Annotated in this window: 15 protein-coding genes and 1 other RNA gene; 6 read left to right on the plus strand and 10 right to left on the minus strand. The window is 68.2% G+C overall.

Annotated elements, in window-relative coordinates:
- Nucleotides 1-100: 100 nt before the first annotated feature.
- Nucleotides 101-1,084 (minus strand): NADPH:quinone oxidoreductase family protein, encoded by a 984-nt coding sequence (locus AAG092_RS12920; protein WP_076427303.1) that lies wholly within the window; start codon nt 1,082-1,084, stop codon nt 101-103.
- Between the two features lie 149 nt (nt 1,085-1,233).
- On the opposite strand from AAG092_RS12920, the gene AAG092_RS12925 reads away from it, so the two are divergent.
- Entirely contained in the window at nt 1,234-1,641 is a 408-nt protein-coding gene (locus tag AAG092_RS12925) for a flagellar basal body-associated protein FliL (RefSeq protein WP_373386998.1), read from the plus strand.
- Between the two features lie 38 nt (nt 1,642-1,679).
- Here the strand turns inward: AAG092_RS12925 and AAG092_RS12930 are convergent, their stop codons facing one another.
- From AAG092_RS12930 to AAG092_RS12950, 5 genes are all read right to left on the minus strand, one after another.
- Entirely contained in the window at nt 1,680-2,804 is a 1,125-nt protein-coding gene (locus AAG092_RS12930) for an ABC transporter permease (RefSeq protein ID WP_373386999.1), read from the minus strand.
- Nucleotides 2,804-5,509: a ribosome-associated ATPase/putative transporter RbbA gene (gene rbbA, locus AAG092_RS12935; RefSeq protein ID WP_373387000.1), complete on the minus strand. Its 2,706-nt coding sequence runs from the start codon at nt 5,507-5,509 to the stop codon at nt 2,804-2,806. Before rbbA ends, AAG092_RS12930 begins: the two co-directional genes overlap by 1 nt.
- Nucleotides 5,506-6,570 (minus strand): HlyD family secretion protein, encoded by a 1,065-nt coding sequence (locus tag AAG092_RS12940; RefSeq protein ID WP_373389594.1) that lies wholly within the window; start codon nt 6,568-6,570, stop codon nt 5,506-5,508. The genes rbbA and AAG092_RS12940 overlap by 4 nt, the downstream gene beginning before the upstream one ends.
- An 89-nt stretch (nt 6,571-6,659) precedes the next feature.
- Nucleotides 6,660-8,519 carry a diguanylate cyclase gene (locus AAG092_RS12945; protein WP_373387001.1) on the minus strand — a complete coding sequence of 620 codons (1,860 nt, stop codon included), beginning with the start codon at nt 8,517-8,519 and terminating at the stop codon, nt 6,660-6,662.
- 50 nt (nt 8,520-8,569) lie between these two features.
- Nucleotides 8,570-9,019, minus strand: a complete 450-nt coding sequence (locus AAG092_RS12950; RefSeq protein WP_373387002.1) for an EVE domain-containing protein — start codon at nt 9,017-9,019, stop codon at nt 8,570-8,572.
- Nucleotides 9,020-9,220: 201 nt separating this feature from the next.
- Here AAG092_RS12950 and AAG092_RS12955 point away from each other — a divergent pair, with 201 nt between their 5' ends.
- Complete coding sequence (locus AAG092_RS12955) at nt 9,221-9,349, plus strand: hypothetical protein (protein WP_258371535.1); 129 nt, start codon at nt 9,221-9,223, stop codon at nt 9,347-9,349.
- Between the two features lie 45 nt (nt 9,350-9,394).
- Here the strand turns inward: AAG092_RS12955 and AAG092_RS12960 are convergent, their stop codons facing one another.
- The 4 genes from AAG092_RS12960 to AAG092_RS12975 form a co-directional block, all read right to left on the minus strand.
- Nucleotides 9,395-9,994: a 5-formyltetrahydrofolate cyclo-ligase gene (locus AAG092_RS12960; protein ID WP_373387003.1), complete on the minus strand. Its 600-nt coding sequence runs from the start codon at nt 9,992-9,994 to the stop codon at nt 9,395-9,397.
- A gap of 8 nt (nt 9,995-10,002) precedes the next feature.
- Nucleotides 10,003-10,181, minus strand: a non-coding RNA gene (gene ssrS, locus AAG092_RS12965) — 6S RNA.
- 34 nt (nt 10,182-10,215) lie between these two features.
- Nucleotides 10,216-10,530: a cell division protein ZapA gene (locus AAG092_RS12970; RefSeq protein WP_021699051.1), complete on the minus strand. Its 315-nt coding sequence runs from the start codon at nt 10,528-10,530 to the stop codon at nt 10,216-10,218.
- Nucleotides 10,527-10,736, minus strand: a complete 210-nt coding sequence (locus AAG092_RS12975; RefSeq protein ID WP_021699050.1) for a TIGR02449 family protein — start codon at nt 10,734-10,736, stop codon at nt 10,527-10,529. The genes AAG092_RS12970 and AAG092_RS12975 overlap by 4 nt, the downstream gene beginning before the upstream one ends.
- 133 nt (nt 10,737-10,869) lie before the next feature.
- On the opposite strand from AAG092_RS12975, the gene AAG092_RS12980 reads away from it, so the two are divergent.
- The 4 genes from AAG092_RS12980 to AAG092_RS12995 are packed head-to-tail and all read left to right on the plus strand — an operon-like array spanning nt 10,870 to nt 14,436.
- Nucleotides 10,870-11,424, plus strand: coding sequence for a YecA family protein (locus AAG092_RS12980; protein ID WP_373387004.1), 555 nt, complete (start codon nt 10,870-10,872; stop codon nt 11,422-11,424).
- A 10-nt stretch (nt 11,425-11,434) separates the two neighbouring features.
- On the plus strand, nt 11,435-12,769 hold the full coding sequence (gene pepP / locus AAG092_RS12985) for a Xaa-Pro aminopeptidase (protein WP_373387005.1): 1,335 nt from the start codon (nt 11,435-11,437) through the stop codon (nt 12,767-12,769).
- A 3-nt stretch (nt 12,770-12,772) separates the two neighbouring features.
- On the plus strand, nt 12,773-13,957 hold the full coding sequence (gene ubiH / locus AAG092_RS12990; RefSeq protein ID WP_203790013.1) for a 2-octaprenyl-6-methoxyphenyl hydroxylase: 1,185 nt from the start codon (nt 12,773-12,775) through the stop codon (nt 13,955-13,957).
- Entirely contained in the window at nt 13,954-14,436 is a 483-nt protein-coding gene (locus AAG092_RS12995) for a DUF4442 domain-containing protein (RefSeq protein ID WP_110682846.1), read from the plus strand. The genes ubiH and AAG092_RS12995 overlap by 4 nt, the downstream gene beginning before the upstream one ends.
- The last annotated feature ends 9 nt before the right edge of the window (nt 14,437-14,445 follow it).

A 14,445-nucleotide genomic window follows, 5' to 3' on the forward strand; every position in this document is an offset into this window, starting at 1 on the left:
GAGTCAGCGCGAGAGGGGCCGGGGGTAAGGGCTCCGAGTCGCCTGTAACACCCTCACCCGCCCTGTCGGGCACCCTCTCCCAGGGGGAGAGGGAATTGCGTCACGCCTTTACTTGGACGACAACCTTGCCCACGGCCTTGCGCTGGCCCAGCGCGTCGATGGCTTCGCCGCCGCGTGCCAGCGGGAAGGTCTGCGACACCAGCGGCTTGAGCTTGCCCTCGGCATGCCAGGCGAACAGCTGCTGGAAGTTGGCGGCATTGTCCTGCGGCTGGCGCTGGGCGAAGGAGCCCCAGAACACCCCGACCAGGGCTGCGCCCTTGAGCAGCGGCAGGTTGGCCGGCAGGGCCGGGATGCCGCCGCCGGCGGCGAAGCCGACCACCAGGAAGCGGCCGTTCCAGGCGATGGAGCGGAACGCCTCTTCGAACAGTTCGCCACCCACCGGATCGTAGATCACATCCACGCCCTGGCCGCCGGTGAGCTTCTTCACCTCGTCCTTCAGGCTCTGCTCGCTGTAGTTGATCAGGTGGTCGGCGCCGGCGTTGCGCGCCACCTCCAGCTTCTCGGCGGTGCTCGCCGCGGCGATCACCTTGGCGCCCATGGCCTTGCCGATTTCCACTGCCGCCAGGCCGACACCGCCGGAGGCGCCGAGCACCAGCAGGGTCTCGCCCGGCTGCAGGTTGGCGCGCTGCTTCAGTGCATGCATCGAGGTGCCGTAGGTCATGCCGAAGGCGGCGGCGGTGGTCAGGTCCATGCTCTTGGGCACCGGCAGCACGTTGTAGCCGGGCACCGCCACTTCCTCGGCGAAACCACCCCAGCCGGTCAGGGCCATGACCCGGTCGCCGGCGCGCAGGTGCGTGATCTTCTCGCCGACCGCCTTGACCACGCCGGCCGCCTCGCCGCCCGGGGCGAAGGGGAAGGGCGGCTTGAACTGGTACTTGCCCTCGATGATCAGGGTGTCGGGGAAGTTGACGCCGGCGGCGTGCACCTCGATCAGCACCTCGTTCTTCTTCGGTTCCGGGCTGGGCAGGTCTTCCAGGACCAGGCTGGAGGCCGGGCCGAAGGCTTTGCAGAGCAGGGCTTTCATCGCGCTTTCCTCGCGTTCGTGATTGCCGGCAGTGTAGGAGGCGCACCCGGCGGGTCAACGAGCATGGTCGCACCTGATGGCACACCATAAGCTTGGGCGCGCGGGCGGCTATGGCTATGCTAGGCGCAATTCGCACCGAGGAATGTCCCGTGAAGAAAAGCATCGCCCTGCTGTTTGCCCTGCTCCTGCCCTGCGTCGCCCTGGCCAGCGGCGGTGGCGAGGAAGAGAACGCCGCGCCCAAGGTCGCCTACTACAGCCTGGTACCGGCCCTGGTCGGCAACTTCGGCACGGGCCCCAAGCTGAAGTTCTACAAGGCCGATATCGCCCTGCGGGTGACCGGCAGCGAAGCGGAGGAGAAGGTCGAGCATCACGAGCCGCTGATCCGCAACCAGCTAGTGATGCTGTTCTCCCAGCAGAGCGAGGCCAACATGGCCGACGAGAACGCTAAGGAGACGCTGCGCCAGGAAGCGCTGAAGCAGGTGCAGGAGGTGCTGACCCAGGAAGAGGGCAAGCCGATCGTCGAGGACCTGTTGTTCAACAACCTGATCATCCAGTAACGCGGGCACGGGCCGCGTCCGCTTCGCCAACGGTGAAGCTAGGCCATCTGCGCCAGGGTCTTGCGGAAGCGCGTCAGCGCGGCGATGAAGAACAGCGTGCCGATGCCGGCGATGGCCAGCAGCTGCGGCCAGACGATGGTCAGCCCGGCACCGCGATAGAGAATCGCCTGGGCCAGGTCGACGAAGTGGGTGGTCGGCGCCGCCAGCATGATCTGCTGCACCAGTTCCGGCATGCTCTCGCGCGGCGTGGTGCCGCCGGAGAGGATCTGCAGCGGCAGCAGCACCAGGATGATCAGCAGGCCCAGCTGCGGCATCGAGCGCGCCACGGTGCCGAAGAAGATGCCCATCGAGGTGGTGGCGAACAGGTGCAGCGCCGCGCCGCCGAGGAATAGCGCCAGCGAGCCTTCGATCGGCACCTGCAACCAGCCCTGCACCACCAGCAGCAGCGACAGCGCTGCCGCCGTCAGCACCACCAGGCCCATCGACCAGACCTTGGCCAGCATGATCTGCAGCGGCGTCACCGGCATCACCAGCAGGTGCTCCACGGTGCCGTGTTCGCGTTCGCGGATCAGCGCGGCGCCGGTGAGGATGATCGACAGCATGGTGATCTGGTTGATCACCTCCATCACCGAACCGAACCAGCTGCGCGTCAGGTTCGGGTTGAAGGCCACCCGCACAGTCAGTTCGGCCGGCTGCCGCAGCTCGCCACGGTAGCGGCGGACGAACTCGCTCACCTCGACCGTGCCGATGTTCTGGATGTAGCCGGCGCCGGTGAAGGCCATGCTCACCTGGGTGGCATCGACGTTGAGCTGGATCGCCGGGCTGCGCCCGGCCAGCACATCGCGCTGGAAGTTCGGCGGGATGTTGAGGGTGAAGGTGTAGCGCCCGGAGTCCATGCCCTGATCCATCTGGCTCAGGTCGATGCGTTCCGGGGTGCGGAAGTAGGGCGCCTGGAAGGCCTGGATCAGGCGTTCGGAGAGCTGCGAGCGGTCCTCGTCGACCACCGCGATGGCCGCGTTGTGCAGGCTCTCCGGGATACTGGTGGCCGCGGAATACACCCCCAGGCTGAAGGCCCAGAGGATCAGCAGCACCAGTGCCAGGTCGTGCTGCAGGCTGCGCAGTTCCTTGACGCCGAGGTGGAGGATGTTGGCCAGGCGTTCCATCACACCTCCTGTTTGCGCAGCAGGCTGGCGCTGAGCAGGGTGAGCAGCGGCACGGTCAGCGCCAGGGCGATGAAGTAGCCAAGCATGTCCTGCAGCTCCAGCGCCTTGGAGAACAGTCCTCGGCTGATCACCAGGAACTGCGAAGTCGGATAGAACTGGCCGACCAGGGCACCGATTCCCTCCAGCGAGGCGACCGGATAGATCAGCCCGGAGAACTGGATGGCCGGCAGCAGGGTGGCGATGGCGGTGCCAAACACGGCGGCGATCTGGCTCTTGGTGAAGGTCGACATCAGCAGACCCAGGCCGGTGGCGCAGGCCAGGTAGAGCAGCGCGCCGAGCGCGAGGGTGAATGGGTTGCCCTTGAGCGGCACCCCGAACACCGTAACCGCCAGCAACACCAGCAGGGCACAGTTGAGCAGGCCGAGGGCGATGTAGGGCAGCTGCTTGCCGATGAGAAACTCCAGGCGCGTGACCGGGGTGACGTAGAGGTTGATGATCGAGCCCAGCTCCTTCTCGCGCACCACGCCGAGCGCCGTGAGCATGGCCGGGATCAGCATCAGCAGCAGCGGGATCACCGCCGGCACCATGGCCTTGAGGCTCTCCACGTCCGGGTTGTAGCGGTAGCGCACCTCCAGGCCGGCGGCGCTGGCGGCCAGCGGCTGCGGCGAGCGCCGCGCCAGCTCGGCCAGGTAGTGTTGATGCAGGCCGGCGACGTAGCCCTTGATGGTCTCGGCGCGGGTCGGCATGGCGCCGTCGATCCACATGCCGATCTGCGGGCTGGCGCCACGCTTGAGGTCGCGGCCGAAGTGCGGCGGAATCTCCACCGCCAGGCTGATGTCGCCATTGCGCAGGCGCCGCTCCAGCTCGGTGTAGTCGCGCAGCGCCGGCTTCTCCAGGAAATAGCGCGAGCCGGAGAGGTTGCGGTGGTACTCCTGGCTGGTGGTGGTCTGGTCGCGGTCGAGCACGGCGAAGGTCAGGTCCTCGACGTCCAGGCTGATGCCGTAGCCGATGATGAACAGCAGCAGCACCGTGCCGAGCAGGGCCATGCCGCCGCGGATCGGGTCGCGACGCAGCTCCAGGGCCTCGCGGCGGGCGTAGCTGAACAGGCGGCGCAGGCTGAAGCGCTGGCGCTGGGGCGGCGGCGCCTGTTGCAGCGGTGGTGCTTCGCTTGCCGGCTGCTCGCCGACCGCCTCCTGCAGATAGGCGATGAAGGTCGCTTCCAGGCTGTCCAGCCCGCGCTTGGCCATCAGGCCCTGCGGCGTGTCGCTGTCCAGCACCTTGCCGGCGTGCATCAGCGAGATGCGGTCGCAGCGCTGCGCCTCGTTCATGAAGTGGGTGGAGATGAAGATGGTCACGCCGTCCTGGCGCGACAGGTCGAGCATCAGCTGCCAGAAGCCGTCGCGCGCCACCGGGTCGACGCCCGAGGTGGGCTCGTCGAGGATCAGGATCTCCGGCTGGTGGATCACCGCCACGGCCAGCGACAGGCGTTGGCGAATGCCCAGCGGCAGGCGCTCGGGCAGCATGTCCATGACCGCGCCGAGGTCGAAGCGGCGCGCCATCGCGGCGACGCGATCGTCGATCTGTGTGGCCGGCACATGGAACAGGCGGGCGTGCAGTTCCAGGTTCTGGCGTACCGTCAGCTCGCTGTAGAGGGAGAAGGCCTGCGACATGTAGCCGACCCGCCGGCGCGTGGCCATGTCGCGCGGGTCCACCGTCTGGCCGAACAGCAGGGCTTCGCCTTCGGAAGCGGGCAGCAGGCCGGTGAGCATCTTCATGGTGGTGCTCTTGCCGCAGCCGTTGGAGCCGAGGAAGCCGAAGATCTCGCCGCGGCGGATGCGGAACGACACCGCGTCGACCGCGACGAAGTCGCCGAAGCGCATGGTCAGGCCCTTGGCCTCGATGGCGATCTCGCTGTTGTCCTGCAGGGGCTGGATCACCACCTCGCGGTGGCCGCGACGTTTCTCCTCCGGCAGCAGGGCGATGAAGGCCTGCTCCAGGCTGGCGCAGCCGGTACGCGTGCGCAGCTCGGCCGGGCTGCCTTCGGCCAGTACGCGGCCGGCGTCCATCGCCACCAGGTGGTCGAATCGCTCGGCCTCCTCCATGTAGGCGGTGGCCACCAGCACGCTCATCTGCGGGCGCTGCGCGCGGATACGCGCGATCAGCTCCCAGAACTGGTTGCGCGACAGCGGGTCGACGCCGGTGGTCGGCTCGTCGAGGATCAGCAGGTCGGGGTCATGGATCAGCGCGCAGCACAGTCCGAGCTTCTGCTTCATGCCGCCGGACAGCTTGCCCGCCGGGCGTTCGCGGAACGCCGACAGGCCGGTACTGCGCAGCAGGTCGTCGATGCGTCGTTCGCGTTCGGCGGCGTCCTGGCCGAACAGGCGGCCGAAGAAGTCGAGGTTCTCGAACACCGACAGCGTGGGGTAGAGGTTCTTGCCCAGGCCCTGGGGCATGTAGGCGATATGCGGGCAGACGCGGCGGCGGTGGCGCGCGTCGGCCATATCGCCGTCGAGTACCTCGACGCTGCCGGCCTGGATCTTCCGCGCCCCGGCGATCAGCGCCAGCAGGCTGGACTTGCCGACGCCGTCCGGGCCGATCAGGCCGACCATGCGCTGCGCCGGCAGGCTCAGGTCGATGGCCTCGAGGGCGCAGGTCGCGCCATAGCGCAGGCCGACGCCGCTGAGGCGGGCGACCGCCGGGTTCATTGCGGAACCTTGATCGCCAGGTGTGCCGGCCACTCGGCCTCGGGATCAAGGCGCAGGTAGGCCATGCCGGGCACGCCGGTCTTCACCTGCTGCAGGTGCTTGCTCAGCAGCTCGGGATCGATGCGCGCCTTGACCCGGAACATCAGCTTCTCGCGCTCGCTGGCGGTTTCCACGGTCTTCGGGGTGAACTGGGCGACGCTGGCCACGTAGCTGACCTTGGCCGGAATCACGTACTGCGGCGCGGCATCGATCACCAGGCGCACTTCGCTGCCGAGGGCCACGCGGCCGGCCTGGCGCTCGGGCAGGAAGAAGGTCATGTAGACGTCGGTGAGGTCGACCAGGTTGAGCACCTTGCCGCCGGCGCCGAGCACTTCGCCCGGCTGGGTCACCCGGTACTGCACGCGCCCGGCGCGCGGCGCCTTGAGCTGGCTGTCGTCGATGTCCGCCTGCAGTCGCGCGACCATGGCGCGTGCCGCTTCGCTGGCGGACTGTGCCTCGATCGCCTGCGACTGCGCGGCGGCGATGCCGGCCGCGGCCGAGCTGACCTGGGCGCGCGCCGCCGCCAGCGCGGCCTCGGCGCTCTGCAGGCGGGCCAGGTCGTCGTCCAGCTGCTGCTGGGCCAGGGCGTTGCGCTCGACCAGCTTGGCGCTGCGGCTGTGGCGCTTGCGGGCGGCCTCCAGTTCGGCCTGGCGCTGGCGCACCACAGCCTCGGCGGCGAGTTTCTCGCTCTCGCGCAGGCGGATCTGGCTGGCCGCGGTGACTTCGCCATTCTCGGCCTGCTTGAGCTGGGCGCGGGCCTGGGCCAGCTGGGCGTCGAGCACCTGGGTATCCATCTGTGCGAGCAACTGGCCGGGCTGGACGAAGTCGCCCTCGTCCACGGCGATGCTGGCGATACGCCCGGCCAGCTTGGTGGCGACATCCACCTCGGTGGCTTCGATACGCCCGTTGCCGCTGGCGAAGCCTTCGCCCAGCCCGGCCGGGCGCAGTTGCCACCAGGCGGCCGCCGCCAGCAGGGCGAGGCCGGCGGCGATCAGGTAGGGCAGGGGGCGTTGCGCGTTCATCATCAGGGCTTCCCTTCAGCGCCCGCTCGGGGCAATGGCTAGCAGGCTTCCATTTTCTGCCGTTGGTCGTTTCGGTGGCTTGATGCAGGTCAAGCGGGCGGATCCACCTTCACGCCATTGGCGCTCCACACGCAGGTACGGTTGCGGCCTTCATGCTTGGCCCGGTACAGCGCCTGGTCGCTGCGTGCCACCAGACCGCCGTGCTGTTCCTCGGCGACCGGCTCGGCCACCGCCAGGCCGATGCTCAGGGTCAGGCGACCCTCGGGGCTGGCGGGATGGGCGATGCCGAGGGTGGCGACCAGCTCGTGGATGCGTGCCGCCACGTGCTCGCCGCCTTCCAGGCCGGTGTTGACCAGGATGATGGCGAACTCCTCGCCGCCGTAGCGGCAGGCCACATCGCCTTCGCGCTGCAGGCTGTCCTGCAGCACGGCTGCGACCTGGCGCAGGGCGTCGTCGCCGGCCAGGTGGCCGAGGTTGTCGTTGTAGGCCTTGAAGTGATCGATATCCACCATCAGCAGCGCCAGCGGCGCGCCGATCCGGCGCAGGCGGCGCCATTCGCTCTGCAGCTGCTGGTCGAAGAAGCGCCGGTTGTACAGGCCGGTCAGCCCGTCCAGCTGCGACAGGCGCTGCAGGCGCGCCTCCAGCTCCAGGCGCTCGCTGTTGTCGCGCGACACGGCAATCAGGTACTCGCGCCCGCCCTGCTGCACCAGCTGGGTGTTGATCTCTGCCGGCTGGCGGCTGCCGTCGCGGCGGATCAGCTCGCGCTGGAAGATGCGCGACTGGTTGTCCTGCTGGGCATGGCGGACCAGTTCCAGCCAGCTGTGGAAGCCGGGCAGCAGTTTTTCCGGCTCGTCGCGCAGCAGCTGGGCGAACTGCTCGGCCCGGTAGCCGAGGTCGGCATAGGTCGCCTGGTTCATGTGCAGCAGCTCGCGGCTACGGGTGTCGAAGATGAACAGGCTGTCGTGGCTGGAATCGGTCAGGTCGAGCACCAGTTGCAGGCGCTCGCGGCTGTCGCGCAGGTGGCGCTCGATCTCCTCGCGGCGCCTGGCCTCCTCCTGCAGGCGGCGATTGGTCTGTTGCAGGGCGCCGGCGCGGCGGGCGTTCTCCAGGGCCAGGCCGAGGGCCGCGGTGAGCAGCAGGCTGATCGCCAGGCCGGCGCCCAGCACCACTTGTGGCAGCGGCGTGGACAGGCTCTGCAGCAGGCTCGCGGTGGGGCTCAGTTGCAGGCTGAAGGAGCTGTTGTTGAGCAGGCGTAACGGTACCTCGCTGGCCATGTGTGCCAGGGTGCCCGGGCGCTCGCGGCTGTACAGGCTCTGGCCGTTCTCCAGCAGGCGCACGCTGAAGCTGTCGCCGTTGAGCTGGGCGAGCAGCTGGTCCATCAGGGGCTCGACGCGGAACACGCCCTGCAGGAAGCCGTCGAAGCGCTGCTGGCCCTGGGCGTCCTGCAGGTACAGCGGCGTGTAGAGGACGAAGCCGCGCCCGCCCTGAACCAGCTGGAAGCTGTTGGAAAAGCGTTGTTCGCCGCTCTGTTTGGCCTGCATGGCCAGCGGGTAGTTGGGGTGGTCGCTGCCGAGGCGGAAGCCTGCAGCCGCCTCGTTGCCGCGCAGCGGCAGCAGCCAGCGCATCCGCAGGTCGGGGCCGACCCACTGCACCGACTGGTAGGCCGGGAAGTCCATCAGCGCCAGTTCGGCCTCCTGCTCCCAGTCTTCGCGCTGCAACCGTCCGAGGTTGTTCCACAGCCGGGCAATGCGTCCCAGCCCCTCCACTTCGCCATGCAGGATCGTCTCCAGCTGGCGTGCCAGGCTGCGTGCCTGGAAGCCGACCCGTTCCTCCAGGCGCGCCTGCTGGTCACGTTCCAGCTGGTGCCAGAGCATCAGGCTGGCCGAGCACAGCACCAGGAAGAGGAGGGCCAGCGCCAGGCGCGCAGGCCAGACGGTTTGTGCGCGCATGATCGGCTCCGCAGGCTATGCACTGGTCATAGCACAGCGCCATCGGCGACTCAACGCATGGCGAGAATCGCCGCCCATTCGGCTGCGCTCACCGGCATCACCGACAGCCGGCTGCCGCGCTGCACCAGGGCCAGCTCCGTCAGGGCCGGGTTGCTGCGCAGGCGGGCCAGCGGTAGCACGTCCGGGAAGGCCTCGACGAACTCCACATCCAGCGCGCTCCAGGGATTCTTCGCGGCGCTGGCCTTGGCATCGAAGTAGTGGCTGGCGGGGTCCAGGGCCGTGGGGTCGGGATAGGTTGCCGAAGCGATCCGCGCGATGCCGGCGATGCCCGGCTGCGGGCAGCTGGAGTGATAGAAGAAGAACAGCTCGCCCGGTTGCATGCTGCGCAGGAAGTTGCGTGCCTGGTAGTTGCGCACGCCATCCCAGCGTGCACGACCGAGCTGGCGCAGGTGAGCGATCGACAGTTCGTCGGGTTCCGACTTCATCAACCAATAAGGCATGAACTTTGCTCCTTTTTGCCGGTCTTTGCGCTGGAACTGCAAATCGTTCCAGGATATGACAGTCGCTTGGCGCCAGAACTGCGAGACATATCACTGCAGGGCAACCTGCCGTAGCGCAAGCTCGCCGGCGCCTCACAAGGCCAATAACAACACCACTACCGGTCAAGCGATGCAGTGTGCCGAAAAGGGGGAGGCAAATCGATGAAACGCAAGCCCGATATGCTGTGGGTACTGGTGATCATCTTCAGCCTGGGCATGGTTACCACGGGTTACACCCAGAGTCTCTGGGACCGTCAGGATAGCGTGACCGCCAGCCAGGCCGAGCAGTAACCGCAGTCGACGAACGCCGCAGGGAGCGCGGCGCCTCGCTCCATCTCAGGCGTACCAGCGCCGATCCGTCACCACGCCCTGCAGGCGTATGTCCCAACTGGCCAGCGCCAGGCGATCCACTTTCTGACATTCATGGGCAACGCCCAGCAGCGTCGGCGTGTGCCAATTTTTGCGCAATTGCCGGTAGGCCAGGCTGCGGTCATAGAAGCCGCCGCCCATGCCCAGGCGCCCGCCCTGTTCGTCGAACCCCACCAGCGGTAGCAGTACCAGGTCCAGGGTCCAGACTTTGCGCTGGCGAGCGGGCAGGTCCTGCGGCTCGGCGATGCGGAAGCGGTTACGGGTCATGCTTTCGTGCGGTCGCACGCGCTGGAAGCTCATCCGGGTGCGCGGCCAGCGCTTCAGCACCGGCAGGTAGGTGGCCTTGCCGCGGCGCTGGGCCTCGCGCAGCAGCGGGCGCGGGTCGATCTCGCCGTCGTTGGGCAGGTACAGGGCGATGTGGCGGCAGCGGCGGAACAGCGGGTGCTGCGCCAGTTGGCGATAGAGGTCGCGGGCAGCACGTTTCTGCTGTTGCGGGGAGAGCGTGCGGCGTGCTTGGCGCAGCTGGCGGCGCAGGGCCGGGCGGGACAGATTGCCGGCTTCAAGCATGAGAATCGGGACTCCCCGGGCGTGCCGCTGTCGGGTTAGCCCTTGAACCCGAAAGTTCAAGGTGGAGGTTGCAGAGGGCGTTAAGGCTTTCCGTCAGGCGGACATGCACACCGGCCCCACTGGCAACCCCCGTGGTTGTGCGTATCGGCTCAGGGACATCACCGACTGGCCAACACTCCAGGGAGCTGGCCGGCAGTATACCCCATCGCGCCGCTCTGGCATCAGAGCAATTGGCCATCCGGATCGGCGGCCAGGGCGCCGTCGACGCGCTCCAGCAGGTCGCGCACCTTGGCGCGGGTGGAGTCGGCTTCCTGGTCCAGGCGCTGCTGCTTGTGCAGCAGGTCATGGGTGATGTTCAGCGCGGCCATCACGGCGATGCGGTCGGCACCGATGACTTTGCCGCCGGAGCGGATCTCGCGCATCTTGCCGTCCAGGTAGCGGGCGGCGCTCTCCAGGTTGGCGCGCTCGTCCGCCGGGCAGGCGATGCAGTATTCCTTGTCGAGGATATGTACGGTAACGGTGTTCGGCTGGGTCATGAGTCCTGCTCCAGGGCCTTCAGGCGCGAAATCATCGCTTCGACCTTGAGCCGGGCCATTTCGTTCTTTTCGATCAGATGGGCGCGTTCCTCGCGCCAGGCCTTCTCACTGGCCAGCAGGGCGCGGTTCTGCGACTTGAGCTGCTCGACGCGCTGAATCAAGAGTTCCAGCTTGCGCGAGAGGGCTTGCAGTTCGGCGTCTTCCATCGGCTCTACCAGGGCTATGAGTGGCTGCACTATAAAGGATGCGCGGCGGCGGTGCGATGGCCCGCGTGCGCCTGCCGGTGCTAGGATACGGAGCCTCCATTCTAGAGATCGCGCGGTTCAGCGCCTAGTTGCCATGTCCACTTCGAATTCCCCCTACGCCGCCTTCGCCGCCCTGCTGGCGAGCACTGGCAAACCCGTTTCCCCTGCCGAACTGCATGGCCTGCTGCTCGGTCGCAGCTGCGCCGGTGCCGGCTTCGAGGCCGAGCCCTGGATCGCCGATGCCAGCGAGCTGCTCGGTGGCGAGCCGGCCGACAACGTGCGCCAGGCGCTGGTCGGCCTGCAGGAGATGGTCAAGGGCGAGCTGTCCGGCAGCGACATCACCCTGGTCCTGCTGCTGCCCGGCGATGACGCGCCGCTGGCCGAGCGGGCCAAGGCCCTGGGCCAGTGGTGCCAGGGCTTCCTCGACGGCTTCGGCATGGTGGTCGGCAACGCACCGCTGAGCGCCGAGGCCATGGAAGTGCTGCAGGACCTCTCCGCCATCGCCCAGGTGCAGAGCGGCCTGGAGGAGTCCGAGGACGGCGAGAGCGACTACATGGAGGTGATGGAGTACCTGCGCGTCGCCCCGCTGCTGCTGTTCGCCGAATGTGGCAAGCCCGCCGCGCCGGCCCCGAAACCTTCCCTGCATTAAGGTCGAGCCCATGGTCAGCATCCCCCGCGCAGAATATGCCCGCCGGCGCAAGGCGCTGATGGAGCAGATGGAGCCCAACAGCATCGCCATCCTGCCGGCGGCGCCGGTCTATATCCGCAACCGCGACGTCGAGCACGTCTACCGCCAGGACAGCGACTTCCAGTACCTCACCGGCTTCCCCGAGCCGGAGGCGGTGATGGTGCTGATCCCCGGCCGTGAGCATGGCGAGTACGTGCTGTTCTGCCGCGAGCGCGACCCCGAGCGCGAGCTGTGGGACGGCCTGCGCGCCGGCCAGGACGGCGCGGTGACACAGTACGGCGCCGACGATGCCTTCCCCATCGGTGATATCGACGACATCCTGCCCGGCCTGATCGAGGGCCGCGAGCGGGTCTACTACGCGATCGGCACCAACGAGAAGTTCGATCACCGGCTGATGGAGTGGATCAACGTGATCCGCTCCAAGGCCCGCCAGGGCGCGACTCCGCCCAACGAATTCGTCGCCCTCGACCACCTGCTGCACGACATGCGCCTGTACAAGAGTGCGGCCGAGGCCAAGGTCATGCGCGAGGCCGCCGAGATCAGCGCGCGCGCCCATGTGCGCGCCATGCAGGTCAGCCGCGCCGGCCTCTACGAGTACCACCTGGAAGCCGAGCTGGACTACGAGTTCCGCAAGGGTGGGGCGAAGATGCCGGCCTACGGCTCAATCGTCGCCGCCGGCAAGAACGCCTGCATCCTGCACTACCGCGAGAACGACGCAGTGCTGCGCGACGGCGACCTGGTGCTGATCGACGCCGGTTGCGAGATCGACTGCTACGCCAGCGACATCACCCGCACCTTCCCGGTCAGCGGCAAGTTCTCGCCCGAGCAGAAGGCCATCTACGAGCTGGTGCTAGCCGCCCAGGAGGCCGCCTTCAAGGAGATCGCCCCGGGCAAGCACTGGAACGAGGCCCACGAGGCCACCGTGCGGGTGATCACCGCCGGCCTGGTCGAGCTGGGCCTGCTCGAAGGCGCGGTCGACGAGCTGATCGCCGCCGAGGCCTACAAGCCCTTCTACATGCACCGCGCCGGCCACTGGCTGGGCATGGACGTGCACGACGTCGGCGACTACAAGGTCGGCGGCGAGTGGCGGGTGCTCGAGCCGGGCATGGCGATGACGGTCGAGCCGGGCATCTACATCGCCGTGGACAACGACAAGGTCGCCAAGAAATGGCGCGGCATCGGCGTGCGCATCGAGGATGACGTGCTGGTGACCAAGACCGGTTGCGAGATCATCACCGGTGGCGTGCCCAAGACCGTGGCCGAGATCGAGGCGCTGATGGCCGCCGCGCGTGAGCAGGCGGCCTGAGTCATGAGCCGCGTGCAGCTGGCGATCATCGGTGGTGGCCTGGTCGGTGCGAGCCTGGCCCTGGCCCTGCAGGCCGGCGCGCGGGCGCGCGGCTGGCGCATCCTGCTGGTCGAGCCCTTCGCCCCCGGCAACGACTACCAGCCCAGCTACGATGCCCGCTCCAGCGCGCTGTCGCAGGGCAGCCGGCTGATCTTCGAGCGCCTTGGTGTGTGGCCGCAGCTGGCCGAGCGCGCCGAGGCCATCACGCAGATCCAGGTCTCCGACCAAGGCCGTTTCGGCGCTACCCGCCTCAGTGCGGCGGACGAGGGCGTGCCGGCGCTCGGCTACGTGCTGGAGAACGCCTGGATGGGGCACTGCCTGTGGAAGGCGCTGGACCCAGCGGTGGTCGAATGGCGCTGCCCGGCGGAAGTCACCCGTCTGGAGGCGCTGGGCGACGGTTACCGCCTGCACCTGAACGACGACACCAGCCTCGACTGCGACCTCGCGGTGCTGGCCGATGGCGGCCGTTCCGGCCTGCGCGAGCAGCTGGGCATCGCCGTGCGCCACACGCCCTACGACCAGTGCGCGCTGATCGCCAACGTCACCCCCGCCGAGCCGCATGGCGGCCAGGCCTTCGAACGCTTCACCGAGCAGGGCCCGCTGGCCCTGCTGCCGCTGTCGGACAACCGCTGCGCGCTGGTCTGGACCCGCCCGCCGGTGGATGCCGAACGTTTGCACCAGCTGCCCGAGCGCGCCTTCCTCGGCGAGCTGCAGCAGGCCTTTGGCTATCGCCTCGGCAGCCTGCGCCAGGTTGGCGCGCGGCACCTGTACCCGCTGGCGCTGGTCGAGGCCACCGAACAGGTGCGCCCGCATCTGGTGCTGCTGGGTAATGCCGCACACAGCCTGCACCCGGTGGCCGGGCAGGGCTTCAACCTGTCGCTGCGCGATGCCCAGACCCTGGCCGAGTGCCTGTTGGCCGGGCCGCAGGTGCCTGGCGACTTCGCCACTCTGCAGCACTACCTGCAGCGGCAGAGCCAGGACCAGGCGATGACCGTCGGCTTCTCCGACCGCGTAACCCGCCTGTTCGGCCGCGACGAGTCGCTGCTGGTGGCCGGGCGCACCCTCGGTCTGCTCGGCCTCGACCTGCTGCCGCCGGCCAAGCGCTGGTTCGCCCGCCAGGCCATGGGGCTGGGCACCCGCAGCCTATGACTGAGCGCAAGCTTGCCCGTCGCGCTCGCCTGCTGCGCCTGGGACTGAACCTCTATCCGCCCTACCTCGGCGCCGGCATCCGCGTGCGCGAGATCAGCCCGGACTTTCGCCGCGTGCGGGTGCGCATGGGCCTCGGCTGGTACAACCGCAACTATGTGCGCACTCAGTTCGGCGGCTCGCTGTACAGCATGACCGACCCCTTCTTCATGCTCATGCTGATGCAGCTGCTGGGGCGCGACTACATCGTCTGGGACAAGGCCGCCAGCATCGACTTCATCAGCCCCGGCAAGGGCCCGGTGCATGCCGAGTTCCGCATCGACGACGAGCTGCTGGCACAGATTCGCCAGCACACCGCGGGCGGCGACAAGTACCTGCCCGAGCTGCGCGTGGAGGTGCGTGACGACGAGGGCACCCTGGTCGCCATCGTGCACAAGACCCTGTACATCCGCCTCAAGCCGCGTGCGCGGCAGACAGCCTAAGGAAACAGC

The organism is Pseudomonas alcaligenes, assembly GCF_041729615.1.
Classification (GTDB): domain Bacteria; phylum Pseudomonadota; class Gammaproteobacteria; order Pseudomonadales; family Pseudomonadaceae; genus Aquipseudomonas; species Aquipseudomonas alcaligenes_B.

Bases quoted from the DNA above. Each gene is read 5' to 3' on its own strand.
- AAG092_RS12930 (WP_373386999.1), bottom strand. From the start codon at position 2,804: ATGGAACGCCTGGCCAACATCCTCCACCTCGGCGTCAAGGAACTGCGC.
- AAG092_RS12920 (WP_076427303.1), bottom strand. From the start codon at position 1,084: ATGAAAGCCCTGCTCTGCAAAGCCTTCGGCCCGGCCTCCAGCCTGGTC.
- rbbA (WP_373387000.1), bottom strand. From the start codon at position 5,509: ATGAACCCGGCGGTCGCCCGCCTCAGCGGCGTCGGCCTGCGCTATGGC.
- AAG092_RS12945 (WP_373387001.1), bottom strand. From the start codon at position 8,519: ATGCGCGCACAAACCGTCTGGCCTGCGCGCCTGGCGCTGGCCCTCCTC.
- AAG092_RS12995 (WP_110682846.1), top strand. From the start codon at position 13,954: ATGACTGAGCGCAAGCTTGCCCGTCGCGCTCGCCTGCTGCGCCTGGGA.
- AAG092_RS12975 (WP_021699050.1), bottom strand. From the start codon at position 10,736: ATGGAAGACGCCGAACTGCAAGCCCTCTCGCGCAAGCTGGAACTCTTG.
- AAG092_RS12970 (WP_021699051.1), bottom strand. From the start codon at position 10,530: ATGACCCAGCCGAACACCGTTACCGTACATATCCTCGACAAGGAATAC.
- AAG092_RS12955 (WP_258371535.1), top strand. From the start codon at position 9,221: ATGAAACGCAAGCCCGATATGCTGTGGGTACTGGTGATCATCTTCAGC.
- AAG092_RS12980 (WP_373387004.1), top strand. From the start codon at position 10,870: ATGTCCACTTCGAATTCCCCCTACGCCGCCTTCGCCGCCCTGCTGGCG.
- pepP (WP_373387005.1), top strand. From the start codon at position 11,435: ATGGTCAGCATCCCCCGCGCAGAATATGCCCGCCGGCGCAAGGCGCTG.
- AAG092_RS12950 (WP_373387002.1), bottom strand. From the start codon at position 9,019: ATGCCTTATTGGTTGATGAAGTCGGAACCCGACGAACTGTCGATCGCT.
- ubiH (WP_203790013.1), top strand. From the start codon at position 12,773: ATGAGCCGCGTGCAGCTGGCGATCATCGGTGGTGGCCTGGTCGGTGCG.
- AAG092_RS12960 (WP_373387003.1), bottom strand. From the start codon at position 9,994: ATGCTTGAAGCCGGCAATCTGTCCCGCCCGGCCCTGCGCCGCCAGCTG.
- AAG092_RS12940 (WP_373389594.1), bottom strand. From the start codon at position 6,570: ATGAACGCGCAACGCCCCCTGCCCTACCTGATCGCCGCCGGCCTCGCC.